General features: G+C 55.9%; 24 protein-coding genes. 19 read left to right on the top strand and 5 right to left on the bottom strand.

The features are described 5' to 3' along the window. From E0L16_RS19645 to ubiA, 4 genes are all read left to right on the top strand, one after another. The gene (locus tag E0L16_RS19645) at positions 1-1,326 is read left to right on the top strand and encodes a maltoporin (RefSeq protein ID WP_131637962.1); all 1,326 of its coding nucleotides are present in this window, start codon (positions 1-3) and stop codon (positions 1,324-1,326) included. 111 nt (positions 1,327-1,437) lie between these two features. Then, a complete protein-coding gene (gene malM / locus E0L16_RS19640; protein WP_131637954.1) occupies positions 1,438-2,373 on the top strand; it encodes a maltose operon protein MalM in 936 nt (311 codons plus the stop codon). Positions 2,374-2,545: 172 nt separating this feature from the next. Next, positions 2,546-3,043: a chorismate lyase gene (gene ubiC / locus E0L16_RS19635; protein ID WP_063449867.1), complete on the top strand. Its 498-nt coding sequence runs from the start codon at positions 2,546-2,548 to the stop codon at positions 3,041-3,043. 12 nt (positions 3,044-3,055) lie between these two features. Continuing rightward, positions 3,056-3,925: a 4-hydroxybenzoate octaprenyltransferase gene (ubiA, locus tag E0L16_RS19630; protein ID WP_064910185.1), complete on the top strand. Its 870-nt coding sequence runs from the start codon at positions 3,056-3,058 to the stop codon at positions 3,923-3,925. Positions 3,926-4,014: 89 nt separating this feature from the next. Here ubiA and plsB read toward each other — a convergent pair whose 3' ends face one another. Continuing rightward, positions 4,015-6,435: a glycerol-3-phosphate 1-O-acyltransferase PlsB gene (gene plsB / locus E0L16_RS19625; RefSeq protein WP_131637952.1), complete on the bottom strand. Its 2,421-nt coding sequence runs from the start codon at positions 6,433-6,435 to the stop codon at positions 4,015-4,017. A gap of 154 nt (positions 6,436-6,589) precedes the next feature. Here plsB and E0L16_RS19620 point away from each other — a divergent pair, with 154 nt between their 5' ends. The 4 genes from E0L16_RS19620 (at position 6,590) to E0L16_RS19605 (ending at position 9,405) form a co-directional block, all read left to right on the top strand. Beyond that, positions 6,590-6,958: a diacylglycerol kinase gene (locus E0L16_RS19620; protein WP_063449864.1), complete on the top strand. Its 369-nt coding sequence runs from the start codon at positions 6,590-6,592 to the stop codon at positions 6,956-6,958. A 108-nt stretch (positions 6,959-7,066) separates the two neighbouring features. Next, positions 7,067-7,675 carry a transcriptional repressor LexA gene (gene lexA / locus E0L16_RS19615; protein ID WP_006810486.1) on the top strand — a complete coding sequence of 203 codons (609 nt, stop codon included), beginning with the start codon at positions 7,067-7,069 and terminating at the stop codon, positions 7,673-7,675. Between the two features lie 63 nt (positions 7,676-7,738). Next, positions 7,739-9,076 (top strand): MATE family efflux transporter DinF, encoded by a 1,338-nt coding sequence (gene dinF / locus E0L16_RS19610; RefSeq protein ID WP_131637950.1) that lies wholly within the window; start codon positions 7,739-7,741, stop codon positions 9,074-9,076. A 119-nt stretch (positions 9,077-9,195) separates the two neighbouring features. After that, on the top strand, positions 9,196-9,405 hold the full coding sequence (locus E0L16_RS19605; RefSeq protein ID WP_003860314.1) for a CsbD family protein: 210 nt from the start codon (positions 9,196-9,198) through the stop codon (positions 9,403-9,405). A 46-nt stretch (positions 9,406-9,451) separates the two neighbouring features. On the opposite strand, the gene zur is transcribed toward E0L16_RS19605, so the two are convergent. Beyond that, positions 9,452-9,964: a zinc uptake transcriptional repressor Zur gene (zur, locus tag E0L16_RS19600; RefSeq protein WP_006810484.1), complete on the bottom strand. Its 513-nt coding sequence runs from the start codon at positions 9,962-9,964 to the stop codon at positions 9,452-9,454. Positions 9,965-10,080: 116 nt separating this feature from the next. On the opposite strand from zur, the gene E0L16_RS19595 reads away from it, so the two are divergent. From E0L16_RS19595 to pspG, 4 genes are all read left to right on the top strand, one after another. Then, the gene (locus tag E0L16_RS19595; protein WP_063449861.1) at positions 10,081-10,569 is read left to right on the top strand and encodes a cupin domain-containing protein; all 489 of its coding nucleotides are present in this window, start codon (positions 10,081-10,083) and stop codon (positions 10,567-10,569) included. A 192-nt stretch (positions 10,570-10,761) separates the two neighbouring features. After that, the gene (locus E0L16_RS19590) at positions 10,762-12,048 is read left to right on the top strand and encodes a conjugal transfer protein TraF (protein ID WP_427854549.1); all 1,287 of its coding nucleotides are present in this window, start codon (positions 10,762-10,764) and stop codon (positions 12,046-12,048) included. Positions 12,049-12,130: 82 nt separating this feature from the next. After that, positions 12,131-13,126, top strand: coding sequence for a tRNA dihydrouridine(20/20a) synthase DusA (gene dusA, locus E0L16_RS19585; RefSeq protein WP_064910177.1), 996 nt, complete (start codon positions 12,131-12,133; stop codon positions 13,124-13,126). Positions 13,127-13,262: 136 nt separating this feature from the next. Beyond that, positions 13,263-13,505, top strand: a complete 243-nt coding sequence (gene pspG / locus E0L16_RS19580; RefSeq protein ID WP_017382623.1) for an envelope stress response protein PspG — start codon at positions 13,263-13,265, stop codon at positions 13,503-13,505. A 184-nt stretch (positions 13,506-13,689) separates the two neighbouring features. Here the strand turns inward: pspG and E0L16_RS19575 are convergent, their stop codons facing one another. Next, on the bottom strand, positions 13,690-14,673 hold the full coding sequence (locus E0L16_RS19575) for a quinone oxidoreductase (protein ID WP_063865502.1): 984 nt from the start codon (positions 14,671-14,673) through the stop codon (positions 13,690-13,692). 60 nt (positions 14,674-14,733) lie between these two features. On the opposite strand from E0L16_RS19575, the gene dnaB reads away from it, so the two are divergent. The 6 genes from dnaB to E0L16_RS19545 all read left to right on the top strand — a co-directional run bounded on the left by dnaB (position 14,734) and on the right by E0L16_RS19545 (position 20,378). After that, positions 14,734-16,146 carry a replicative DNA helicase gene (dnaB, locus tag E0L16_RS19570; RefSeq protein WP_003860298.1) on the top strand — a complete coding sequence of 471 codons (1,413 nt, stop codon included), beginning with the start codon at positions 14,734-14,736 and terminating at the stop codon, positions 16,144-16,146. Between the two features lie 16 nt (positions 16,147-16,162). After that, positions 16,163-17,242: an alanine racemase gene (alr, locus tag E0L16_RS19565; RefSeq protein WP_131637946.1), complete on the top strand. Its 1,080-nt coding sequence runs from the start codon at positions 16,163-16,165 to the stop codon at positions 17,240-17,242. A 109-nt stretch (positions 17,243-17,351) separates the two neighbouring features. After that, on the top strand, positions 17,352-18,545 hold the full coding sequence (gene tyrB / locus E0L16_RS19560) for an aromatic amino acid transaminase (RefSeq protein WP_131637944.1): 1,194 nt from the start codon (positions 17,352-17,354) through the stop codon (positions 18,543-18,545). A gap of 234 nt (positions 18,546-18,779) precedes the next feature. After that, a complete protein-coding gene (aphA, locus tag E0L16_RS19555) occupies positions 18,780-19,493 on the top strand; it encodes an acid phosphatase AphA (protein ID WP_131637941.1) in 714 nt (237 codons plus the stop codon). Positions 19,494-19,605: 112 nt separating this feature from the next. Further along, positions 19,606-20,022, top strand: coding sequence for a secondary thiamine-phosphate synthase enzyme YjbQ (locus E0L16_RS19550; RefSeq protein ID WP_131637939.1), 417 nt, complete (start codon positions 19,606-19,608; stop codon positions 20,020-20,022). Positions 20,023-20,024: 2 nt separating this feature from the next. Further along, a complete protein-coding gene (locus E0L16_RS19545; protein WP_131637937.1) occupies positions 20,025-20,378 on the top strand; it encodes an MmcQ/YjbR family DNA-binding protein in 354 nt (117 codons plus the stop codon). A gap of 3 nt (positions 20,379-20,381) precedes the next feature. On the opposite strand, the gene uvrA is transcribed toward E0L16_RS19545, so the two are convergent. Beyond that, positions 20,382-23,204 carry an excinuclease ABC subunit UvrA gene (gene uvrA, locus E0L16_RS19540; RefSeq protein WP_003860287.1) on the bottom strand — a complete coding sequence of 941 codons (2,823 nt, stop codon included), beginning with the start codon at positions 23,202-23,204 and terminating at the stop codon, positions 20,382-20,384. Between the two features lie 251 nt (positions 23,205-23,455). On the opposite strand from uvrA, the gene ssb1 reads away from it, so the two are divergent. After that, positions 23,456-23,986 carry a single-stranded DNA-binding protein SSB1 gene (ssb1, locus tag E0L16_RS19530; protein ID WP_006810470.1) on the top strand — a complete coding sequence of 177 codons (531 nt, stop codon included), beginning with the start codon at positions 23,456-23,458 and terminating at the stop codon, positions 23,984-23,986. Positions 23,987-24,050: 64 nt separating this feature from the next. Here the strand turns inward: ssb1 and E0L16_RS19525 are convergent, their stop codons facing one another. Beyond that, entirely contained in the window at positions 24,051-24,332 is a 282-nt protein-coding gene (locus tag E0L16_RS19525; protein WP_022646751.1) for a YjcB family protein, read from the bottom strand. Positions 24,333-24,575 lie beyond the last annotated feature (243 nt).

Raw genomic sequence — 24,575 nt, 5'->3', positions numbered from 1 at the left:
ATAATGATTACTCTGCGCAAACTTCCTTTGGCAGTTGCCGTCGCAGCGGGCGTAATGTCTGCTCAGGCACTGGCTGTGGATTTCCATGGTTATGCTCGTTCTGGTATCGGCTGGACGGGTAGTGGCGGCGAACAACAATGTTTCCAGGCAACAGGTGCACAAAGTAAATACCGTCTTGGTAACGAATGTGAAACCTACGCCGAGCTGAAGCTGGGCCAGGAAGTGTGGAAAGAAGGCGACAAGAGCTTCTATTTCGACACCAACGTAGCGTACTCCGTGGCACAGCAGAATGACTGGGAAGGTACCGATCCGGCGTTCCGTGAAGCTAACGTGCAGGGTAAAAACCTGATTGAATGGCTGCCAGGCTCTACCATTTGGGCCGGTAAGCGCTTCTATCAGCGTCATGACGTACACATGATCGACTTCTACTACTGGGATATTTCTGGTCCCGGTGCAGGTATTGAAAACATCGATCTGGGCTTTGGTAAGCTCTCTCTGGCAGCGACACGTTCCCAGGAAGCAGGCGGTTCAACCTCTTTCAGCAGCAATCATATTTACGATCAAACCAAAGATACGGCAAACGACGTGTTTGACGTGCGTCTGGCTGGTCTAGAAACCAACCCGGACGGCGTGCTGGAACTGGGTGTTGATTATGGTCGTGCGAACACCACTGATGACTATCAGTTAGCGAACGGCGCATCTAAAGATGGCTGGATGTTCACCGCTGAGCATACCCAGAGCATGCTGAAAGGCTACAACAAGTTTGTGCTGCAATATGGCACCGATGCGATGACCACGCAGGGTAAAGGTATTCCTCAGGGCTCCTTCAACGATGCCTTCGACAGTAATATCAACAACAACGGCAGCCTGTGGCGCGTGCTGGACCACGGTGCAATCTCCCTGGCCGACAAGTGGGACCTGATGTATGTGGGTATGTACCAGAACGTCGATCTGGATAACAACCTGGGGACTGAATGGTACACCGTGGGCGTGCGCCCGATGTACAAATGGACGCCGATCATGAGCACCCTGCTGGAAGTGGGCTACGACAATGTCAAATCTCAGCAAACCGGCGATCGCAACAGCCAGTACAAAATCACCCTGGCGCAACAGTGGCAGGCTGGCGACAGCATTTGGTCTCGTCCGGCTATCCGTGTCTTCGCTACCTACGCGAAGTGGGATGAAAAATGGGGCTACGCGAAAAACGGTAACGGTGATGTCACCCGCTACGCGATTGCTGATTCCACCGGCAACGGTCAGTTCTCTAACAGCCGCGGTGATGACGACGAGTTCTCCTTCGGCGCCCAGATGGAAATCTGGTGGTAACCGCATCCTGATCTGAAAATGTAACTTGAGGGGCGAGAGCCCCTCAATTCCTGAGGTACTGCGCGCTATTGCCTGGCCACCGCAGTGCTTACGATTTCTGAGGTGATAACAATGAAAATGAAGAAAAATCTCGTCGCGCTGTGCCTTTCAGTGGGGCTGCTGGCCGCTGTGCCTGGCGTTACGCTCGCTGACGTCAATTATGTACCGCAGAATACCAGCGCTGCGCCTGCCATTCCGACCGCCGCCCTACAGCAATTAACCTGGACGCCGGTGGATCAGTCCAAAACACAGAGCACCCAACTTTCAACTGGTGGCCAACAGCTCAACGTGGCTGGTATTAGCGGTCCGGTTGCGGCCTATAGCGTACCGGCTAATATCGGTGAGATAACGCTGACCTTATCCAGCGAAGTCAATAAACAAACCAGCGTTTTTGCGCCGAACGTGTTGATCCTCGATCAGAACATGACGCCGTCTGCCTATTTTCCCAGCAGCTATTTCACCTATCAGGAGCCGGGCGTAATGAGTGCGGACCGCCTGGAAGGGGTGATTCGTCTGACACCCGCGCTCGGACAGCAAAAGCTCTATGTGCTGGTCTTCACCACCGATAAAGATTTACAGCAAACCACCACTCTGCTCGATCCGGCAAAAGCCTATGCCAAAGGGGTCGGCAACGCCATTCCCGATATTCCCGATCCGATTGCGCGCCATACTACCGATGGCTTGCTGAAGCTGAAGGTAAAAACCAACAGCAGCTCCAGCGTACTGGTAGGGCCGCTGTTTGGCTCTTCAGGTCCTGGCCCGGTCACCGTAGGTAATACCGCAGCAGCGGCAACCACCTACACCGCAGCGCCTGCCGCAGCCCCGGCTCCGACGAAAAAAGCCGAGCCGGTGCTTAACGATACTGAAACGTACTTTAACAACGCCATCAAGCAGGCGGTCAAAAACGGCGATGTCGACAAAGCGCTGAAGCTGCTTGATGAAGCCGAGCGTTTAGGTTCAACCACTGCCCGTTCCACCTTTATCAGCAGTGTAAAAGGCAAGGGGTAACCGTCTCCCCACAGTGCTGATTTTGTCAGTAGTTTAGTGCGCCTTAACGGGCGCACTTTTTTTGGCTTAGTTGCATCATTGTTGCGATAGTGATCGCTAAATTTGGTTTGCTCGTCCTCATTTCGCCAATCTGCGATACAATGCCTTTACGTTATGTATCGGAGAGTCTGGCATGTCACACCCCGCGCTAACGCAGCTGCGTGCGCTACGCTATTTCGACCAAATACCCGCGCTTGACCCGGAGCAGCTTGACTGGCTGCTGCTGGAAGATTCCATGACAAAACGTTTTGAGCAACAGGGTAAAACGGTCACGGTGACGATGATCCAGGAAGGATTTGTCTCGCCTGAGGAGATTGCCAGCGAGTTGCCGCTCCTGCCGCAAGAAGAACGCTACTGGCTGCGTGAAATTTTACTGTGTGCGGATGGCGAGCCGTGGCTTGCCGGGCGAACGGTGGTTCCCGAGTCTACACTTTCCGGGCCGGAGCTGGCACTGCAACGCCTCGGCAAAACGCCGCTTGGGCGATATCTGTTCACCTCGTCTGAACTAACCCGTGATTTTATTGAAATTGGTTGCGATGCCGATTTATGGGGGCGCCGTTCCCGCCTTCGTTTGAGTGGCAAGCCGTTAATACTGACGGAACTCTTTTTGCCTGCATCGCCGTTGTACTAAGAGGGAGAGAAAATGGAGTGGAGTCTGACGCAGAATAAGCTGCTGGCCTATCACCGCTTAATGCGTACCGATAAACCGATTGGCGCGCTGCTGCTGCTGTGGCCGACCTTATGGGCGCTGTGGGTTGCCACGCCGGGCATACCGCCGCTGTGGATCCTGGCGGTGTTTGTGGCGGGCGTCTGGCTGATGCGCGCTGCGGGCTGCGTGGTAAACGACTATGCTGACCGAAAATTTGATGGGCATGTTAAGCGCACCGCGAATCGTCCTCTGCCGAGCGGTCAGGTGACCGGGAAAGAGGCGCGCATCCTGTTTGTCGTGCTGGTGCTTCTCTCTTTCATGCTGGTGTTAACGCTTAACACCATGACTATTCTGCTGTCCGTTGCGGCTCTGGCGTTGGCCTGGGTCTACCCGTTTATGAAGCGATACACCCATCTGCCGCAGGTGGTATTGGGTGCGGCATTTGGCTGGTCGATCCCCATGGCATTTGCTGCGGTCAGCGAGTCTGTTCCGCTCAGCTGCTGGCTGATGTTCCTGGCAAATATTCTGTGGGCCGTTGCGTACGACACCCAGTACGCGATGGTCGATCGCGATGACGATCTCAAGATCGGCGTTAAATCGACGGCGATCCTGTTTGGCCGTCACGACAAACTGATCATCGGCATATTGCAGGTGGCGGTGCTGGCGCTGATGGTGGCGATTGGTCGCCTGAACGGGCTGAACTGGGAGTTTTACTGGTCCGTGCTGGTGGCGGGGCTGCTGTTTGCGTATCAGCAGAAGCTGATCGTGAAGCGCGAGCGTGAAGCCTGCTTTAAAGCGTTTCTGAATAACAACTACGTCGGGCTGGTGCTGTTTATGGGGCTGGCGATGAGTTACTGGTCATAAAAAAGCCGGGTGGCGGCTTCGCCTTACCCGGCCTACGATTTAGCAGAACATGTAGGCCGGGTAAGCGTTAGCGCCACCCGGCTTTAACATCATTCGCCCTGCGTCGAACTCTCAATCGTCAGACGCACATCCGAGGTAATCAGTTCTGCCAGCATCTGGTAAACCTTTATCGTCTCTTCCGGCTCGGCATCGCCCGTATCGCTAATATACCCTTCGTCGCGCAGCGTCAGCACCAGGGAGCTGAATACCGCTTTGTCGAAGAATTCCGGAGCGTTAATGCCGTGCAGAACGGAGAGGCGCTGAGCCAGCGTCCGGCTCTCTTTTTCCAGCGTACCGCGGTTGATTGACGGATTTGCACTTAACAACCAGAAGGTGATGGCGTAGCGCTGCAACGTCTCACGCGCGCCGGATGCCAGTAGCTGCAAGGTACGAGAACGTGACGGATTGATATGCAGTTCATCATCACTGATGGTAATCAGCCCCTGACGATGCATTGCTGCGGTCATTTTATCGAGCTCTGCCGCCAGCTCATCTTCACTCCAGCGCAGGAACAGCTCCGCTTTCAGCATCGGATAGATGGTCTGAATATGGCGCAGCAACTCCTGACGCGAAATGCGGCGGTGCTGGGTAATGATGGCGGCCATCAGCGACGGCAACATCAGCATATGCGTGATGTTGTTACGGTAGTAGGTCATCAGCACGGCCTGCTCGCGCGGCAGAATGATGATGTCACCGATGGTATCTTTCTCCACTTCGAACTTGTTCATCTGCAACGCGTGATCGATAAGCTCACTGGCGGTAGCAGACGGTACGGTCGAATCCACGGAGTACGGCACGTTACGCATGATATCGAGGTAGCAATCAATCTGCTCGGTCAGCTGCTCGCGGGTCAGTGAACGCTGGCGAGAAGCCAGAAGCGCGGTACAGCACAGGTTCATGGCATTCGCCGCACCGGCATTATTGATGCGTACCATCAGTTCGGATGCGATGCCGTTGACCGTCGGCGTCAGCCAGGCCGGACGCACCGCTTCGATAGGATCGATAGATTCGCGCCACTCCGGAACATGATGGTTCAGATACGTCATCAGCGGCAGGGGCTCGCCAAAGTTCACGTAGCCCTGACCGAGGTTGCGCAATTTGCTCAGCCCACGCAGCATCTGCGGCAGACTCTCTTTCTCTTTGGTCGCACCGCGCAGCTCTTTCGCATAGGTACCCACTTCCATCACGTGTTCATAGCCGATGTAGATAGGCACCAGCGTGATAGGACGCGTACCGCCGCGCAGCATCGCCTGAATGGTCATCGACAGCGTGCCGGTCTTCGGATCGAGCAGGCGGCCCGTACGGGAGCGCCCGCCCTCCACGAAGTACTCAACGGAATAGCCGCGGCTAAACAGTTCGCCAAGGTATTCACGGAACACGGTGGAGTAGAGCTTGTTGCCCTTGAAGGTACGACGAATGAAGAACGCCCCCAGACGGCGGAAAATCGGGCCTGCTGGCCAGAAGTTCAGGTTGATACCGGCGGCAATGTGTGGCGGCACCAGCCCCTGGTGATAGAGCACGTAAGAGAGCAGCAGGTAGTCCATGTGGCTGCGGTGGCAGGGCACGTAGACAATCTCGTGGCCGTCGTGCGCGAGCTGACGCACGCGCTCGGCGTTGTGGACGTTAATCCCCTGGTAGAGGCGGTTCCACGTGAAGCCGAGGATACGGTCTGAGAGACGAATCATCTCGTAGGAGAAGTTCGCGGCGATCTCTTCCATCAGCGCGATCGCGTTCTGCTGCGCTTTCTCGTGTGAAATTTTCTTGCTGCGCGCTTCGTCTTCTACGGCACGGGCAATCGCTTTGGAAGCGAGCAGCTTGTTGAACAGATCCTGACGCGCCGGGAGACGTGGCCCAACGGCCGCCAGACGCTGACGTGCAAAGTGCATACGCGCAACGCGCGCCAGCTTTTGCGCAATGATCTTATCGGTGCCGTGTTCATCCGCCATGCGGCGCAGTGAAACGGAAGGCGAGAAGCGGACAAAGCTGTCGCGTCCCAGCCAGGAGACGGCGAAGAACTTCTGAATGCCGTTAAGCATACGCAGCGGCGGGTTCTCTTCCCCTTTTTCGCGTCCCGGACGACGACCAAACATCACCGACACCGGCACCATCTGTACGTCCAGATCGGGGTTGCTGCGGTGCAGATCGAGGTAATCATGGAACAGCTTAATGGACTCTTCTTTCGGCGTGTAATAGGTGAACACGCGCGGCCCGCCATGGATGAACACGTAGCGCGGCAGCAGCGTACCGTCGACTTCCAGGGGTTCAAGCGGGTCAGGTAAATCGTGCGCCAGACATTGAGCGCGAAGCGTAAGCAGGTCTGCCTTAGAGTTATAAGGCAAAACGTACATAATAGGGCGTGACGTATCGAGCCCTAATTCCAGCGCGGGTTCTGCTGGGATAGACTTACTTTTTACCAGTACGCTTAATGGTAAATTAAGTAATTTGTAGTAAATTCGTGGCCAGCCGGACATAAACGATGTAAAGCCTCTGGTTAATAATGCAATTGCGGCGCAAGGATAACAGAAAGCGCGCAAAATTTCTGTTGTTACCCGTCATACTTCAGGTTGCAGCAAAACGCGCTGAAGCTTTAGTTACTGACGCTATTTCTCATAAAAGGTTCTTTAGATGGCCAATAATACCACTGGGTTAACCCGAATCATTAAAGCTGCCGGTTATTCATGGAAAGGCTTTCGCGCCGCATGGGTTAATGAAGCCGCCTTCCGCCAGGAAGCGGTTGCCGCGATCGTTGCAGTTATCATCGCCTGCTTCCTTGATGTTGATGCTATCACCCGCGTGCTTCTCATCGGTTCTGTCCTTCTGGTGATGATAGTGGAAATTCTTAATAGCGCTATTGAGGCCGTTGTTGACCGGATAGGGTCGGAATTCCATGAACTGTCTGGCCGGGCGAAAGACATGGGTTCCGCTGCCGTGCTGCTGTCGATTATCACCGCGGCGATCACCTGGGTCACGCTGCTTTGGTCACATTTCCGATGAGCCTCGAGGAATAATTAAGTCCCTGGTTTTTTGTGCAGTTTTTGGTTCCAAAATCGCCTTTGACTGTATATACTCACAGCATAACTGTATATACACCCAGGGGGCGGTATGAAAGCGTTAACGACCAGGCAGCAAGAGGTGTTTGATCTCATTCGGGATCATATCGGCCAGACGGGTATGCCACCCACGCGTGCAGAAATTGCACAGCGTCTGGGCTTCCGTTCTCCTAATGCTGCCGAAGAGCACCTTAAAGCGCTGGCGCGTAAGGGCGTGATTGAGATTGTTTCCGGTGCCTCACGCGGTATTCGTCTGTTGGTGGAAGAAGAGACCGGTATTCCGCTGGTGGGCCGCGTTGCCGCAGGTGAACCCCTGCTGGCACAGCAGCATATTGAAGGGCACTATCAGGTTGACCCAGGCATGTTCAAGCCGAGCGCCGATTTCCTGCTGCGCGTTAGCGGAATGTCCATGAAAGATATCGGCATTCTGGATGGCGATCTGCTTGCGGTACACAAAACGCAGGACGTGCGTAACGGGCAAGTCGTGGTAGCGCGCATTGATGATGAAGTGACGGTTAAGCGCCTGAAAAAACAAGGTAATACCGTTCAGCTTCTGCCAGAAAACAACGAATTCTCCCCAATTGTGGTGGACCTCCGCGAGCAGAGCTTCTCCATTGAAGGCCTGGCGGTAGGCGTTATCCGCAACGGTGAATGGCTGTAATCTCTTCCTGACAGGCTGTAGCTCCTCTACAGCCTGGCCTATTTTCTGATTCCGGTAATTTCCATGGCATTGCTAACTTCTGCCGATAAGGCGTTGTGGCGTCTTGCGCTACCGATGATTTTTTCCAATATTACCGTTCCCCTGCTGGGGCTGGTGGACACGGCGGTAATCGGGCATCTGGATTCGCCGATTTATCTGGGCGGCGTCGCGATCGGCGCAACGGCGACCAGCTTCCTCTTTATGCTGCTTCTCTTTTTACGCATGAGTACAACAGGCCTGACGGCCCAGGCGTATGGTGCAAAAGATCCCCTGCGTCTGGCGCGTGCGCTGGTTCAGCCGCTCATGCTGGCGTTCGGTGCCGGCGCGTTAATCGTCCTGTTGCGTACGCCGCTCATTGATCTGGCGCTCCATATTGTGGGCGGCAGTGATGCCGTGCTGGAGCAGGCCCGGCGCTTCCTCGAAATTCGCTGGCTCAGCGCGCCCGCTTCACTGGCAAACCTGGTCCTCCTGGGCTGGTTACTGGGCGTGCAGTACGCCCGCGCGCCGGTGATCCTGCTGGTGGTGGGCAACCTGCTTAACATTGTGCTCGATCTCTGGCTGGTAATGGGACTGCACATGAACGTTCGCGGCGCGGCGCTGGCCACGGCGATTGCTGAATACGGTACGCTGCTGATCGGTTTGTGGATGGTCTGGCGCGTGCTGACGATGCGCGGCATCACCCTCGATCTTCTGAAAACGGCCTGGCGCGGCAATATGCGTAAGCTGCTGGCGCTTAATCGCGACATCATGCTGCGCTCGCTCCTGCTGCAACTCTGCTTTGGTGCATTAACTGTTTTTGGTGCGCGGCTTGGGCCAGAAATCGTCGCGGTCAACGCAGTGCTCATGACCTTACTGACCTTTACCGCTTACGCGCTGGATGGTTTTGCTTACGCCGTGGAGGCGCATTCCGGGCAGGCATACGGCGCGCGTGAAAGCGGCCAGCTACGCGAGGTGTGGCGGGCTGCCTGCCGTCAGGCGGGTCTGGTGGCGCTGATCTTTGCCCTGGTTTACGCCTGTTTTGGTGGGCATATTGTCGCGCTACTTACCTCGCTGCCCGCGCTTCAGGCGCTTGCCGATCGCTACATCCTCTGGCAGGTGGTATTACCGGTGGTGGGCGTGTGGTGCTATCTGCTGGACGGCATGTTTATTGGTGCCACGCGAGGGGCGGAGATGCGCAACAGCATGGCCGTCGCGGCGGCGGGCTTCGGCCTTACGCTGCTGTCCGTGCCGTATCTTGGCAATCATGGCCTGTGGCTGGCGCTGGCGGTTTTTCTCTCATTGCGTGGCCTTTCGCTGGCCGTTATCTGGCATCGTCACTGGCGAAACAATACCTGGTTTCCTGCCCGACACGATATGTCGTAGCGGTTAAAGATTCCGAATATAAAAATAACTTCCGAATCCTTAACTACAATAATAATCACGTCCAGCAGAAAAGAACGAAGCGGACGATACTCATAGACGCTTAACACGAGGACACGATTATGAATAAAGACGAAATCGGCGGCAACTGGAAGCAATTCAAAGGTAAAGCGAAAGAACAGTGGGGTAAGCTGACGGATGACGATATGACCGTCATTGAAGGTAAGCGCGATCAGCTGGTAGGTAAAATCCAGGAGCGCTACGGTTACGAAAAAGATCAGGCGGAAAACGAAGTCAAAGACTGGGAAACCCGTAACGACTACCGCTGGTAACCGACACTATCCCCAAGGGCGGCCATGAGCCGCCTTTTCTTTGGCCTTAACGCGGCTTTTTCTTCACCAGAATCGAGTGATCGTGCTGACAGGCATCCTGATGGCGGCATGACTCCACCTCTACGCAGGCAGAACATAAACCGTGTGCTTCGATTACGTTATGGCGCAGGGCAAAGCCCATTCTGGCCGCCAGCGTATGCATAATATCTTCCACTCCTTCCGCACACTCCTCCTTCACCACGCCACAGCGATCGCAGATAAACATGGCAGACGTGTGGGTCGGCTGGTCAAAAAGATGGCACAACACATAGCTGTTTGTTGACTCCACCTTATGCACAAACCCTTGTTCCAGCAGAAAATCCAGCGCCCGATAGACGGTTGGCGGTTTTGCCTGCGGCTCGCTTTCACGTAACAGGTCGAGCAGATCGTAGGCGCTGATGGCACCCTGTTGCAGGCTCATCAGACGCAGGACCTCAAGGCGCTGTGGGGTCAGGCGCACATTGCGTTGCGCGCACAGCTTTTCAGCTTGCGCTAACAGCTCTTTTGTGGACTTGTCCATCGGGCACCTCGGATGTGATAAGGGTTCAAACCCTCACTTTATCATGTTCTGGTAAAAACACCGAGATCCGCCAGGCTGTGCTATACCTGACGCATCGCAAACCGGGAGATCGCGCAATGAAAAGACCTGACTGTATTCGGCACTGGCGGGACGTGGAAGGTGCCGATGACGCCACTTATCCTGACAGCAACGAACGTTTCTCAATTGGCGCGCCGCTGGCCCGCAAGCTGGGTCTCGGCCGCATTGGTATTCACCATGAACGGCTGCCGCCCGGACGCCGTACGTCTTATCCGCATGCGGAAAGTGATGAAGAAGAGTTTGTATACGTTCTGGAGGGTTATCCTGAGGCCTGGATCAATGGCTATCTGTGGAAGCTCGAACCTGGCGACAGCGTCGGGTTTCCTGCCGGCACGGGTGTGTGCCATACCTTTATCAACAATACCGAGGAAGAGGTGCGCTTACTGGTAGTGGGCGAGGCCAATAAAAAGCACAACCGCATCTACTATCCGCTTAATCCGGTTTATGCCGCAACGCGCGAAGACCGCTGGGTAGACCATCCGCCTCAGTTTTTTGGGCCGCACGATGGAAAACCTGGGCGAAAATAATTTCCTCTTCTATAAATATTGATGGTCGTCACACATTAGAACAGGCCGGGATGGAATTTAACTTAGGGAAATAGCGGGTCTTTTTGTACTTATTCACAGCAATAGTTCGTTCCTGTTTGGGTGATAACAGACAGGGTTAACTAATAACAAACTATTTACGAGCACACTGTGAAAAAACATTTTAAATTTTCGATGGTTAGCATCGCTGTCTCCTTTTTTATGGCAAATCAGGCGGGAGCAGCCAATACCTGGACGGAAGCGCGTAGCGACGCAATGGGTGGCACGGGCGTAGCGGCCGGAAGTTATGGCAGCGGCGCCTTGATCAACCCGGCGCTGCTGGCAAAGTCAAAACCTGAGGATGACGTGACGGTTATTTTGCCGTCCGTCGGCGTGCAGGTGACCGATGAGGACAATCTTCAGGACGAGATTGATACCATCAATGACAAAATCAATCGCTATCAGGACGTGGTGGATAGCCTGACGCCGATTGAAATCATCACCAACCCGTTAGGCTCAATCAACCAGTTCCAGGGCGCAGCGAAAGATCTCGCGGATGAGCTGGACTACCTGAAAGGCAAAACCGCGCACGCCACCGCAGGGGCGGGGATTGCCGTCAGCATTCCTAACGACGTGCTTTCAGTGGCCTTTATGGCGAAAGGCTATGCCCACGGGCGCGTGAGCACTTCTATCGACCAGCAGGATATTGATTATCTGCGTGGCATCCAGCGAAGCGACGCGGTGGCGGCCGGTGTGGCGCTTGACGCTGCGCTAAACGGTACCGATCAAATCACCAAAAACCTCAACTCGACGGCCTCTGGCCGGGCGGCGATTGTGTCCGACTACGGTATTGCGGTGGCCCGCCAGTTCGATCTTGGCGGCGTTCCGGTTTCCGTTGGCGTTACGCCAAAGCTGCAAAAAACCTGGCTCTATAACTACACCACCTCAATCTACGATTACGACAGTAATAAGTGGAACGACAGCCGCTACCGTACCGACGACACCGGCTTCAACGTCGATGCCGGTATTGCCGCTGATTTCGGTGAAAACTGGACGGTCGGCGTGAGCGGGCAAAACCTGATGTCCCGCGATATCGATACCAAAGATATCCGCATCCGCAACGGGCGCACGGGAGAGGTAGTGAGTTATAAAGACACCTACCAGATCCGCCCGCTGGTGACCGCCGGAGCGGCCTGGCATAACGATATGGTGACCCTGACCGCAGACGGCGACCTGACCGAGACCAAAGGCTTCAAAAGCGAAGATACATCCCAGTACGCTGGCATTGGTGCAGAAGTCACACCGCTGAGCTGGCTGGCGGTGCGCGCCGGTTATCGTGCGGACATGAAAGGTAACGACAGCAACGTCTTTACCGGCGGCCTCGGTTTTGCGCCGTTCAGCTCCGTTCATGTTGACCTGATGGGGCTTTATGGCGAAGACGAGACCTGGGGCGCAGGGGCGCAGTTGAGTATGACGTTCTAAAGTACACCGGAGGCGCTGCGCCTCCGGCTTTTCTTTGTGCTATAGTAGCGCCCCTTTTCCACCAGATGCTTAAAAGTTCGCCATGTCGTCAGAATTCCAGACCGCTTTCCCTGCACACCGTTTCTCCATCGCGCCGATGCTCGACTGGACGGACAGACACTGCCGCTATTTCCTGCGTCAGCTCTCCCGCCATACGCTGCTCTACACCGAAATGGTCACTACCGGCGCAATTATTCACGGCAAGGGAGACTATCTGGCGTACAGCGAAGAAGAGCATCCGGTTGCGCTGCAACTCGGTGGCAGCGATCCGGCTGCGCTGGCGCAGTGTGCGAAGCTGGCTGAAGCGCGCGGCTATGACGAGATTAACCTCAACGTCGGCTGCCCGTCCGACCGTGTGCAAAACGGTATGTTCGGCGCGTGCCTGATGGGTAATGCAAATCTGGTGGCGGACTGCATCAAAGCGATGCGCGACGTCGTCTCTATTCCGGTCACGGTAAAAACCCGTATTGGCATCGACGACCAGGACAGCTACGAATTTCTGTGTGATTTCATCAACACGGTGTCAGGGAAGGGCGAGTGCGAGATGTTTATCATCCACGCCCGTAAAGCCTGGCTCTCTGGCCTTAGCCCGAAAGAGAACCGCGAGATCCCGCCGCTGGACTACCCGCGCGTGTATCAGCTGAAGCGCGACTTCCCGCACCTGACTATGTCGATCAACGGCGGTATTACCTCGCTGGACGAGGCTAAAGCGCATCTCGAACATATGGATGGCGTGATGGTCGGACGCGAGGCGTATCAGAATCCGGGCATTCTGGCGACGGTCGACCGGGAAATTTTCGGCATTGAAGGTGCTGATACCGATCCGGTGGCTGTGGTGCGCGCTATGTATCCGTATATTGAGCGCGAACTGAGTAAGGGTACGTACCTGGGCCATATTACCCGCCATATGCTTGGCCTGTTCCAGGGCATTCCTGGCGCGCGCCAGTGGCGTCGTTACCTCAGCGAGAACGCGCATAAAGCCGGTGCGGACGTTGAGGTTCTGGAACACGCGCTGCGTCTGGTTGCGGATAAACGTTAAATTTCGCTAAAAGATGGTCAATTACACCACACCCTGCAAGAGATTGCGGGGCGTTTCGCTTTCAGAACAACGACTTACTTTTGGCACGTTTCTTGTAATGATCGCAGCATCATTCGGGAACTCGTGGGAGAGCACCATGCTGGAACTACTTTTTGTGATTGGCTTTTTTATCATGCTGATGGTCACGGGCGTGTCGCTGCTCGGTATTCTGGCTGCGCTCGTGGTGGCCACGGTGGTGATGTTTGTCGGCGGCTTATTTGCCCTGACAATTAAGCTCCTGCCGTGGTTACTTCTGGCGATTGCGGTGGTATGGGCGATACGGGCGATTAAATCACCAAAACTGCCCACTTATCAGCGTAATAACCGCTTCCGTTACTAAGGTATTGAGGGGTTCGTCACATACCTGCAACTTTTCCGGCAGCAATCCTTAGAACAGAATAGGATTTACTTATCGAATCTGTCACTATGGCTGCCGCTAAAGAATTCATCGAGCTGTACCCTACATACAGCCGAACTAAAAAAAGAAAGGGCTTCCCACGGGAAGCCCAATTTCTTTTTATGGCTCAGGGAATTAACAGGCTTGATCCCTGCGTTGCCCGGCTCTCCAGCACTTCATGCGCGCGTTGTGCATCGGTTAGCGCGAATTTCTGCGCATCCGCCACGTCTACTTTGATGACGCCGCTGGCAATCAGCGAGAACAGCTCATTGCTGGCTTCCTCAAGTTCTTCCCGGTTGGTGATGTAACCTTGCAGGGAAGGGCGTGTGACGTACAGCGACCCTTTCTGATTCAGAATGCCGAGATTGACGCCGGTGACAGCGCCAGAGGCGTTACCGAAGCTCACCATCAGCCCGCGACGTTGCAGGCAGTCCAGCGAAGACTCCCACGTGTCTTTCCCCACCGAGTCATACACGACGCGCACCTTTTTGCCGCCGGTGATCTCTTTGAGCCGCTCAACGATGCTCTCTTCCCGGTAGTTGATTACCTGCCAGGCGCCCGCGTCCAGCGCACGCTGTGCTTTTTGGGCGCTGCCCACGGTGCCGATCAGCTTCGCGCCCAGGGCCTTCGCCCACTGGCAGGCAATCAACCCCACGCCACCAGCAGCAGCATGGAACAGAAACTGCTCATCGGGCTTAATTTCATAGGTTTTGCGCAGCAGATAATAGACCGTCAGCCCTTTGAGGAATGAGGCGGCGGCCTGCTCGAAGCCAATCGCATTCGGCAGAAGCGCCGCTTTCTCGGCCGGAACATTGTGGACGGAGCTGTAAGCGCCCAGCGCAGACTGCGCGTACACCACGCGATCGCCTTCTTTGATGTGCTTGACCCCGCTACCCACTTTGCTGACGATACCGGCCGCCTCGGTGCCCAGCCCGCTCGGCATCGACGGAGGCGGATAGAGGCCGCCGCGAATATAGGTATCGATGTAGTTAATGCCAATCGCTTTGTTTTCAACCTGGATTTCATTTTCACCAGGCGCGGCGGGGGTGAACTCCACCGCGTTGAGTACGTCAGGGCCACCATGCTTGTGAAATTCAATACGTGTTGCCATGCTTCCTCCAGAATGTGGTAATCTTTCGACCCACTCTTTATCTCGGTAACTCCATTCACTATGGCAGGAAACAAACCCTTCAACAAACAGACTGAACCCCGTGAACGTGATTATCAGGTCGCCGGGTTAAAAGTCCCGCCGCACTCGATTGAAGCGGAACAGTCGGTGTTGGGCGGTTTAATGCTGGATAACGAACGCTGGGACGATGTTGCCGAGCGCGTCGTTGCAGAAGATTTCTATACCCGTCCGCACCGTCATATCTTCACGGAAATGGCGCGTTTGCAGGAGTCGGGCAGCCCGATTGACCTGATTACGCTCGCAGAATCGCTGGAGCGCCTGGGGCAGTTGGACAGCGTCGGCGGATTTGCCTATCTGGCAGAACTGTCAAAAAACACGCCAAGCGCCGCGAACATTAGCGCTTATGCTGACATCGTCCGCGAACGCGCCGTTGTCCGCGAGATGATTTCGGTGGCGAACGAGATCGCCGAGGCCGGTTTCGACCCGCAGGGCCGCACCAGCGAAGACCTGCTCGACCTGGCGGAATCCCGCGTCTTTAAAATCGCCGAAAGCCGAGCCAACAAAGACGAAGGCCCGAAAAATATCGCCGACGTGCTCGACGCCACCGTTGCGCGTATAGAGCAGCTTTTCCAGCAGCCGCACGATGGCGTGACGGGGGTGAACACCGGCTATGACGATCTCAACAAAAAAACGGCGGGTCTTCAGCCATCGGATTTGATTATCGTCGCGGCGCGTCCGTCGATGGGTAAAACGACATTTGCGATGAACCTCGTCGAAAACGCGGCGATGTTGCAGGATAAGCCGGTGCTTATCTTTAGTCTTGAGATGCCCTCAGAACAGATTATGATGCGTTCTCTGGCATCCCTGTCGCGCGTGGATCAGACCCGCATCCGTACCGGCCAGCTGGACGACGAGGACTGGGCGCGTATCTCCGGCACCATGGGCATTTTGCTGGAAAAACGGAACATCTACATCGATGACTCCTCCGGCCTGACGCCGACGGAAGTGCGCTCCCGCGCGCGCCGCATCGCCCGTGAACACGGCGGCATCGGCCTTATCATGATCGACTACCTTCAGCTGATGCGCGTCCCGTCGCTCTCCGACAACCGTACGCTGGAGATCGCCGAGATTTCCCGCTCGCTCAAGGCGTTAGCTAAAGAGCTGCACGTTCCGGTGGTGGCGCTGTCGCAGCTTAACCGCTCCCTGGAACAGCGTGCAGACAAACGCCCGGTCAACTCCGACCTGCGTGAATCCGGCTCCATTGAGCAGGATGCTGACTTAATCATGTTCATCTACCGTGATGAGGTCTATCACGAGAACAGCGACCTGAAAGGGATCGCCGAAATTATTATTGGTAAGCAACGTAACGGCCCCATCGGTACGGTGCGTCTCACCTTTAACGGCCAGTGGTCGCGTTTCGACAACTATGCCGGTCCTCAATATGATGATGAGTAATTTCTAAGGAATTCAAATGCAAGCGGCAACTGTTGTGATTAACCGCCGCGCTCTGCGACACAACCTGCAACGTCTGCGAGAACTGGCGCCCGCCAGCAAGCTCGTTGCAGTCGTGAAAGCGAACGCTTACGGACACGGTCTTCTTGAGACCGCGCGAACGCTCCCCGATGCCGACGCCTTTGGTGTCGCCCGTCTCGAAGAAGCCCTTCGCCTGCGCGAAGGCGGCATTACGCAACCGATTCTGCTTCTTGAAGGCTTTTTTGAAGCCTCGGATCTGCCGACCCTTGCAGACCAGCAGCTGCACACGGCGGTCCATAACGAAGAACAGCTGGCCGCGCTGGAAACGACTGAACTGAGCGAGCCGGTCACCGTCTGGATGAAGCTCGATACGGGCATGCACCGTCTGGGCGTGCGCCCGGAAAACGCCGAGGCGTTTTATCAGCGTTTGTGCCAGTGCAAAAATGTGCGCCAGCCGGTGAACATCGTCAGCCATTTTGCCCGTGCTGACGAGCCCGAGTGCGGGGCAACCGAACAGCAGCTCGATATCTTCAACACCTTCTGCGAAGGCAAGCCGGGAATGCGCTCCATTGCCGCGTCCGGCGGCATTCTGCTGTGGCCGCAGTCCCACTTCGACTGGGCGCGTCCGGGCATTATCCTGTATGGCGTTTCCCCGCTTGAGAACAAACCCTGGGGACCGGACCTCGGCTTTAAGCCGGTGATGTCGCTGGTTTCAAAGCTGATTGCCGTGCGTGAGCACAAAGCAGGCGAGCCGGTAGGTTACGGCGGCACCTGGACCAGCGAGCGCGACACGCGTCTTGGCGTGGTGGCGATGGGCTACGGCGACGGCTATCCCCGCGCCGCACCAACGGGCACACCGGTGCTGGTTAATGGCCGCGAAGTGAAGATTGTCGGTCGCGTGGCGATGGACATGATTTGTGTCGATCTGGGACCCGATGCGCAGGATAAAGCGGGCGACGATGCGGTGATGTGGGGTGAAGGGCTGCCCGTCGAGCGCATTGCTGAGATTACAAAAGTGAGTGCTTACGAACTTATTACGCGTCTGACGTCGCGGGTGGCGATGAAATACATCGATTAAGCTTTAACGGGATGCGATGCATCCCGCTTCTGTTAACATCCTCTCGATCTTCTCCTGCTTCCGGTTTATTGTTGAAAACCCTGCCTCATAATAATCCGGAGAACATCGCGTGTTTCAGAAAGTAGACGCCTACGCCGGCGACCCTATTCTCTCCTTGATGGAGCGTTTCAAAGAAGATCCTCGCAGCGATAAAGTGAACCTCAGCATTGGTCTTTATTACAACGAGGACGGCATCATTCCTCAACTGAAAGCCGTTGCCGAAGCCGAAGCGCGTCTTAACGCAACCCCGCACGGGGCTTCGCTTTATCTGCCGATGGAAGGGTTAAATACCTACCGTAATACCATTGCGCCGCTGCTGTTCGGTGCGGACCACGCGGTGCTCGCGCAAAAGCGCGTGGCGACTATCCAGACGCTGGGTGGCTCGGGTGCGCTGAAGGTAGGCGCAGATTTCCTGAAAAAGTATTTCCCGGATTCAGGCGTGTGGGTCAGCGACCCGACGTGGGAAAACCACGTGGCCATCTTTGAAGGCGCGGGCTTTAAGGTTGCGACCTATCCGTGGTTTGACAGCGAGACTAACGGCGTGCGCGTTGACGCGCTGCTGGAAAAACTGAACACCCTGCCGGCGCGCAGCATCGTGCTGCTGCACCCGTGCTGCCATAACCCGACCGGAGCCGATCTCACCAATCCACAGTGGGATGCCGTAATTGAGGTACTGAAGTCGCGTGACCTGATCCCGTTCCTCGACATCGCCTATCAGGGCTTTGGCGCGGGTATGGAGGAAGACGCCTACGCCATTCGCGCGATTGCCAGCGCGGGTCTGCCGGCGCTGGTCAGCAACTCTTTCTCAAAAATCTTCTCCCTTTACGGCGAGCGCGTCGGCGGTCTTTCCGTAGTGTGTGAAACCGCCGAAGCCGCAGGGCGCGTACTCGGCCAGCTGAAAGCGACGGTCCGCCGCATCTACTCCAGCCCGCCGAACTTTGGTGCGCAGGTGGTGGCGACCGTTCTGGGCGACGAACAGCTGAAAGCCACCTGGCTTGCGGAAGTGGAAGCGATGCGCAAGCGCATTCTGTCGATGCGTCAGGAGCTGGTTAACGTGCTGAAAGAGGCGGTGCCGGGGCAGAACTTCGACTATCTACTTAAGCAGCGCGGGATGTTTAGCTACACCGGACTGAGCGCTGCACAGGTCGATCGCCTGCGTGACGAGTTCGGCGTCTACCTGATCGCCAGCGGACGTATGTGCGTGGCGGGGCTAAATGCTGGCAACGTCCAGCGCGTGGCGCAGGCCTTTGCATCCGTAATGTAAGTATTCACTTACTTGCATGCATATGTAGGCCGGGTAAGGCGCAGCCGCCACCCGGCTTTTTTGTTCGCGCCGGTGCCAGTCATGTCCCGTCCACGCTTTGTGATCGTCTTCTTTTTATTCAGCTTCATAACTAAAAACTCCTTTCCTTCCCCTCCCGCTGGGGTTATGGTCGGATAGTTTTTTGACCATCCGCTCAAAATAAAACGATAACAAACTGAATATTCAGGGGAAAATATGCGCAAGATCACACTGGCGCTCAGCGCCGCCTGCTTATTGTTCTCGCTTAATAGTACCGTTGTTGCGCGGGCTTCTGCCCCGACGCCGCTTTACACCGGAACCACCGCCGCCATTCTTGCCGAACAGGCGCCCATTCACTGGGTTTCCGTGGCACAAATCGAAAACAGCCTGACGGGCCGCCCGCCCATGGCCGTGGGCTTCGACATTGACGATACCGTGCTCTTCTCCAGCCCCGGTTTCTGGCGCGGCAAAAAAACCTACTCACCGGACAGCGAAGCCTATCTGATAAAACCGGAATTCTGGGAAAAGATGAACAACGGCTGGGATGAGTTCAGTATCCCGAAAGAAGTTGCCCGCGCGCTGATCGCCATGCACGTTAAGCGCGGCGACAGCATTTACTTCGTGACCGGACGTAGCCAGACCAAAACGGAAACCGTCTCGAAAACGCTCCAGGATGATTTCCTGATCCCGGCCTCCAGCATGAACCCGGTCATTTTTGCCGGCGATCGTGAAGGGCAAAACACCAAAACCCAGTGGCTGGAAAAGAAAAACATCAAAGTGTTCTACGGGGATTCCGATAATGACATCACGGCGGCGCACGACGTGGGGGCCAGAGGCATCAGGGTGTTACGCGCCTCGAATTCCACCTACCGACCGCTGCCGATGGCCGGAAAATTTGGTGAAGAGGTGATCGTTAACTCCGAATACTGATGCGTTAACGGCGGGATGGGTGCTTTTTTAAGCAAATCTCGCCGCGCGGGTTTTACCTTTCGCTTTCTTGCTGCACACTTAGAAAGATTCACCTTTCATAATGGAGCAGCACATGTGGTATCAACAGACCCTGACCTTAAGCGCAAAATCACGCGGTTTTCACCTGGTGACGGACGAAGTCATTGGGCAAATCCGCGGCCTGTCGCGCGTCAAAACGGGTTTGCTGCATTTGCTGCTCCAGCACACGTCTGCTTCTCTCACGCTCAATGAAAATTGCGATCCCACCGTCCGGTCTGACATGGAGCGGCATTTTCTAAAAGCCGTCCCGGATAACGCCCCGTATGAACATGATTACGAAGGCGCAGATGATATGCCTTCGCATATCAAATCCTCTTTGCTGGGCGTCTCGCTGACGCTGCCGGTTCACAACGGACGGTTACTGCTGGGCACGTGGCAAGGGATCTGGCTGGGAGAACATCGCATTCACGGTGGTTCGCGTAAAATTATCGCAACGCTACAAGGGGAATAAAGATGACAATTTCGGAGATACTTCAGTACTGCATGAGCAAGCCGGGCGCGGAACAAAGCGTTCACAGCGACTGGAAAGCCACGCAGATCAAAGTGGGTGATGTTCTGTTTGCAATGGTGAAAGAGGTAGAGGAGCGGCCTGCGGCATCACTGAAAACCAGTCCGGAACTGGCCGATTTACTGCGCCAGCAGCACGATGATGTCAGGCCAAGTAAGCATCTTAACAAAGCGCACTGGAGTACGGTGTTTCTCGACGGCTCGCTGCCAGATTCGCAAATTTACTACCTGGTGGATGCGTCGTATCAACAGGCGGTGGAACTGCTGCCGGAAACGATCCGACAGCAGCTCTCCGTGTGACGATTACAGCAACGGTTTAAGGAAGCGCGCGGTGTGCGAGGCTTCGCACTCTGCAACGGTCTCTGGCGTACCGGAGACGAGAATTTCACCGCCGCCGCTGCCGCCTTCCGGGCCGAGATCGACAATCCAGTCCGCGGTTTTAATCACGTCCAGATTGTGCTCAATCACCACGATGGTGTTGCCCTGATCCCGCAGCTGGTGCAGCACGTCCAGCAGCTGCTGGATATCCGCAAAGTGCAGGCCGGTGGTCGGTTCATCCAGAATGTACAGCGTCTGGCCGGTGCCGCGTTTGGACAGCTCACGCGCCAGCTTCACGCGTTGCGCCTCACCGCCGGACAGGGTTGTTGCTGACTGCCCCAGGCGAATGTAGGTCAGGCCCACGTCCATCAGGGTTTGCAGCTTACGCGCCAGCGCAGGGACGGCGTCAAAGAACTCGCGCGCCTCTTCGATGGTCATATCCAGCACTTCGTGGATGGTCTTGCCTTTGTACTTAATTTCCAGCGTTTCGCGGTTATAGCGCTTGCCTTTGCACTGGTCGCACGGCACGTAGATATCCGGCAGGAAGTGCATCTCAACCTTGATCACGCCGTCGCCCTGGCACGCTTCACAGCGGCCGCCGCGCACGTTAAAGCTGAAGCGTCCTGGGGTATACCCGCGCGAACGCGCTTCCGGTACGCCGGCGAAGAGTTCACGTACGGGCGTGAAGACGCCGGTATAGGTCGCCGGGTTGGAACGCGGCGTACGGCCAATCGGGCTCTGGTCAATGTCGATAACCTTGTCGAAATGCTCGAGCCCCTGAATGTCGCGGTACGGTGCAGGCTCGGCCAGCGTCGCGCCGTTCAGCGCCGTCTGCGCAATCGGGAACAGCGTGTCGTTAATCAGCGTCGATTTACCGGAACCGGACACGCCGGTAATGCAGGTAAACAGCCCGACAGGCAGCGTCAGGGTGACGTCCTTCAGGTTGTTGCCGCGCGCCCCGGTCAGCTTCAGCACTTTTTCCGGGTTCGCCGCGACGCGCTGTTTTGGCACTTCAATCTTGCGCTTGCCGCTCATGTACTGGCCGGTCAGCGACTCGGGCACCGCCATAATGTCCTTCAGCGTCCCTTCCGCGACCACCTGACCGCCGTGCACGCCCGCGCCCGGGCCGATGTCGATCACGTGATCTGCGGCGCGAATGGCGTCTTCGTCGTGCTCCACCACGATCACCGTGTTGCCGAGGTTGCGCAGGTGAACCAGCGTGCCGAGCAGACGCTCGTTGTCGCGCTGGTGCAGGCCGATGGAGGGCTCATCGAGCACGTACATCACGCCGACTAAGCCCGCGCCAATCTGGCTCGCCAGACGGATACGCTGGGCTTCACCGCCGGAGAGCGTTTCCGCCGAGCGGGAAAGCGTCAGGTAGTTCAGGCCGACGTTCACGAGGAACTTGAGGCGGTCGCCGATCTCTTTCAGCACTTTTTCGGCAATTTTCGCGCGCTGGCCGGAAAGCTTCAGGTTGTTGAAGAAGTCCATCGCGTGGCCGATGCTCATGTCTGAGATGGTCGGCAGCGCCGTATTTTCAACAAACACGTGGCGCGCTTCGCGACGCAGACGCGTGCCCTCGCAGGTGGCGCAGGAGCGGTTGCTGATGAACTTCGCCAGCTCCTCGCGCACCGCGCTGGATTCGGTCTCTTTGTAGCGGCGCTCCATATTGTGCAGCACCCCTTCGAACGGGTGGCGACGCACGGAGGTATCGCCGCGATCGTTCATGTATTTGAACTCAATGTTCTCTTTACCGGAACCGAACAGGATCACTTTGTGCACGTTCGCGCTCAGGCTGGCCCACGGGGCTTCAACGTCGAACTTATAGTGCTCTGCCAGCGATTTCAGCATCTGGAAGTAGTAAAAATTACGCTTATCCCAGCCGCGAATGGCGCCGCCCGCCAGCGACAGCTCCGGATTCTGGATCACGCGGTCCGGATCGAAATACTGCTGAACGCCCAGGCCGTCACAGGTCGGACACGCGCCTGCCGGGTTGTTGAATGAGAACAGGCGCGGTTCCAGCTCGCGCATGCTGTAGCCGCAAATCGGGCAGGCAAAGTTGGCGGAGAAGAGCAGCTCTTCCGCTTTGGCGTCGTCCATATCGGAGACCACCGCCGTGCCGCCGGAGAGCTCCAGCGCCGTTTCAAAGGATTCCGCCAGACGCGTCGCCAGATCTTCACGCACCTTAAAGCGGTCAATCACCACTTCAATGGTGTGCTTCTTTTGCAGCTCCAGCTTTGGTGGATCCGACAGGTCACACACTTCACCGTCGATACGGGCGCGGATATAGCCCTGGCTTGCCAGGTTTTCCAGCGTTTTGGTGTGCTCACCCTTACGCTCTTTAATGATTGGCGCCAGCAGCATCAGGCGTTTGCCTTCCGGCTGCGACAGCACGTTATCCACCATCTGGCTGACGGTCTGGGCCGCCAGCGGGACGTCGTGGTCCGGGCAGCGCGGCTCGCCTACGCGCGCATACAGCAGGCGCAGGTAGTCGTGGATTTCGGTAATGGTACCGACCGTGGAGCGCGGGTTATGCGACGTGGATTTCTGCTCAATGGAGATAGCAGGGGATAACCCTTCAATGTGGTCGACATCCGGTTTTTCCATCAGCGACAGGAACTGACGCGCGTACGCCGAGAGCGATTCAACGTAACGACGCTGTCCTTCGGCATACAAGGTGTCGAAAGCCAGTGAGGATTTGCCAGACCCCGAAAGCCCGGTCACGACGATAAGTTTGTCGCGAGGGATTATGAGGTTGATATTCTTGAGATTGTGGGTGCGGGCGCCCCGAACTTCGATCTTATCCATTCACCTTTCCCGGTTGGAACACGGATTGCCTGATTTGTTTGAAGGACAAACGGCTGTCAGAAACGGCTAATTATGACACAAAATGACCTGTTTGAATATACAGTATTGGAATGCATTTTCTGATTCACTGTGTAACAATGTCGAGTCCGCGAGAGAACTCTGGAACATGCTACGCAACTATCAAAGTGTCGCATGGAAATGGTACACTCGCGCGTTTACACTATTAAGAAACGTAATCAGGAGACACGAACATGGCCAGCAGAGGCGTAAACAAGGTGATTCTCGTCGGTAATCTGGGCCAGGACCCGGAAGTACGCTACATGCCGAGTGGTGGCGCAGTTGCCAACATTACGCTGGCTACTTCCGAATCCTGGCGTGATAAAGCGACCGGTGAAATGAAAGAGCAGACCGAATGGCACCGCGTTGTGCTGTTTGGCAAACTGGCCGAAGTGGCCGGTGAGTATCTGCGTAAAGGCTCTCAGGTTTACATTGAAGGCCAGCTGCGTACCCGCAAATGGACTGACCAATCCGGTCAGGAAAAATACACCACAGAAGTGGTGGTGAACGTGGGCGGCACCATGCAGATGCTGGGTGGCCGTCAGGGCGGTGGCGCACCGGCAGGTGGCGGTCAGAACCAGCAGCAGGGCGGTTGGGGCCAGCCTCAGCAGCCTCAGGGCGGCAACCAGTTCAGCGGCGGCGCGCAGTCTCGTCCGCAGCAGCAGTCTGCTCCGGCACCGTCTAACGAACCGCCAATGGATTTCGACGACGACATCCCGTTCTGATATCCAGACGCGTAAAGCACAAAAAAAACCCAGACACCAGTCTGGGTTTTTTATTAACAGGCTATCAGGTAATCACCATCGGCCAGTCTGGTGGGGTATGGCTCATGGCTTCAACCATCACTACTTTGATGTTTTCCCAGACGGCGGCCATATCCACCAGCGTAATGCCGAGCAGACCTGTCGCGAACCAGCATGCGGCGCCCAATCCCAACAGGGTGCTAATTACAGCAAGACCTGCATAGTCGGACTTTCGGAACTGAATGTTTAACGTGCTGGCCAGGAACATCAAAACCGCGCTCAACAACGGCCAGCGCAGGAGCACCATGCTGGTGGTAATGGTTGCCATATAACCCATCCTCGACAAAACAGACGAACTGAAATGAAACAATGTTTCTCGTTACATAAGATATGTGAACTATATCACATTTGCTGTTTTATTCGCCAGTGTCTGCATGGAGTAAAAGTGGTTTTATAACTCAGGAAAATATATCGTCGATGCTCACGTCAGCGTCTGCGGTGAATTTTTATATTTAATTCATTCAGATAGCAAAACCTCTGCAAAACGCGATCGGCAGTTTAGCGTTTACAG

This window comes from Enterobacter quasihormaechei, from assembly GCF_004331385.1.
Lineage (GTDB): Bacteria > Pseudomonadota > Gammaproteobacteria > Enterobacterales > Enterobacteriaceae > Enterobacter > Enterobacter quasihormaechei.
Note: the sequence above shows the minus strand (reverse complement) of the source record. Positions and strands in the feature narration are given on the sequence as shown.

Excerpts from the sequence above, each read along its gene's own strand:
- malM (WP_131637954.1), top strand. The coding sequence starts at position 1,438 with ATGAAAATGAAGAAAAATCTCGTCGCGCTGTGCCTTTCAGTGGGGCTG.
- ubiC (WP_063449867.1), top strand. The coding sequence starts at position 2,546 with ATGTCACACCCCGCGCTAACGCAGCTGCGTGCGCTACGCTATTTCGAC.
- ubiA (WP_064910185.1), top strand. The coding sequence starts at position 3,056 with ATGGAGTGGAGTCTGACGCAGAATAAGCTGCTGGCCTATCACCGCTTA.
- plsB (WP_131637952.1), bottom strand. The coding sequence starts at position 6,435 with ATGTCCGGCTGGCCACGAATTTACTACAAATTACTTAATTTACCATTA.
- E0L16_RS19620 (WP_063449864.1), top strand. The coding sequence starts at position 6,590 with ATGGCCAATAATACCACTGGGTTAACCCGAATCATTAAAGCTGCCGGT.
- lexA (WP_006810486.1), top strand. The coding sequence starts at position 7,067 with ATGAAAGCGTTAACGACCAGGCAGCAAGAGGTGTTTGATCTCATTCGG.
- dinF (WP_131637950.1), top strand. The coding sequence starts at position 7,739 with ATGGCATTGCTAACTTCTGCCGATAAGGCGTTGTGGCGTCTTGCGCTA.
- E0L16_RS19605 (WP_003860314.1), top strand. The coding sequence starts at position 9,196 with ATGAATAAAGACGAAATCGGCGGCAACTGGAAGCAATTCAAAGGTAAA.
- zur (WP_006810484.1), bottom strand. The coding sequence starts at position 9,964 with ATGGACAAGTCCACAAAAGAGCTGTTAGCGCAAGCTGAAAAGCTGTGC.
- E0L16_RS19595 (WP_063449861.1), top strand. The coding sequence starts at position 10,081 with ATGAAAAGACCTGACTGTATTCGGCACTGGCGGGACGTGGAAGGTGCC.
- E0L16_RS19590 (WP_427854549.1), top strand. The coding sequence starts at position 10,762 with ATGGTTAGCATCGCTGTCTCCTTTTTTATGGCAAATCAGGCGGGAGCA.
- dusA (WP_064910177.1), top strand. The coding sequence starts at position 12,131 with ATGTCGTCAGAATTCCAGACCGCTTTCCCTGCACACCGTTTCTCCATC.
- pspG (WP_017382623.1), top strand. The coding sequence starts at position 13,263 with ATGCTGGAACTACTTTTTGTGATTGGCTTTTTTATCATGCTGATGGTC.
- E0L16_RS19575 (WP_063865502.1), bottom strand. The coding sequence starts at position 14,673 with ATGGCAACACGTATTGAATTTCACAAGCATGGTGGCCCTGACGTACTC.
- dnaB (WP_003860298.1), top strand. The coding sequence starts at position 14,734 with ATGGCAGGAAACAAACCCTTCAACAAACAGACTGAACCCCGTGAACGT.
- alr (WP_131637946.1), top strand. The coding sequence starts at position 16,163 with ATGCAAGCGGCAACTGTTGTGATTAACCGCCGCGCTCTGCGACACAAC.
- aphA (WP_131637941.1), top strand. The coding sequence starts at position 18,780 with ATGCGCAAGATCACACTGGCGCTCAGCGCCGCCTGCTTATTGTTCTCG.
- E0L16_RS19550 (WP_131637939.1), top strand. The coding sequence starts at position 19,606 with ATGTGGTATCAACAGACCCTGACCTTAAGCGCAAAATCACGCGGTTTT.
- E0L16_RS19545 (WP_131637937.1), top strand. The coding sequence starts at position 20,025 with ATGACAATTTCGGAGATACTTCAGTACTGCATGAGCAAGCCGGGCGCG.
- uvrA (WP_003860287.1), bottom strand. The coding sequence starts at position 23,204 with ATGGATAAGATCGAAGTTCGGGGCGCCCGCACCCACAATCTCAAGAAT.
- ssb1 (WP_006810470.1), top strand. The coding sequence starts at position 23,456 with ATGGCCAGCAGAGGCGTAAACAAGGTGATTCTCGTCGGTAATCTGGGC.
- E0L16_RS19525 (WP_022646751.1), bottom strand. The coding sequence starts at position 24,332 with ATGGCAACCATTACCACCAGCATGGTGCTCCTGCGCTGGCCGTTGTTG.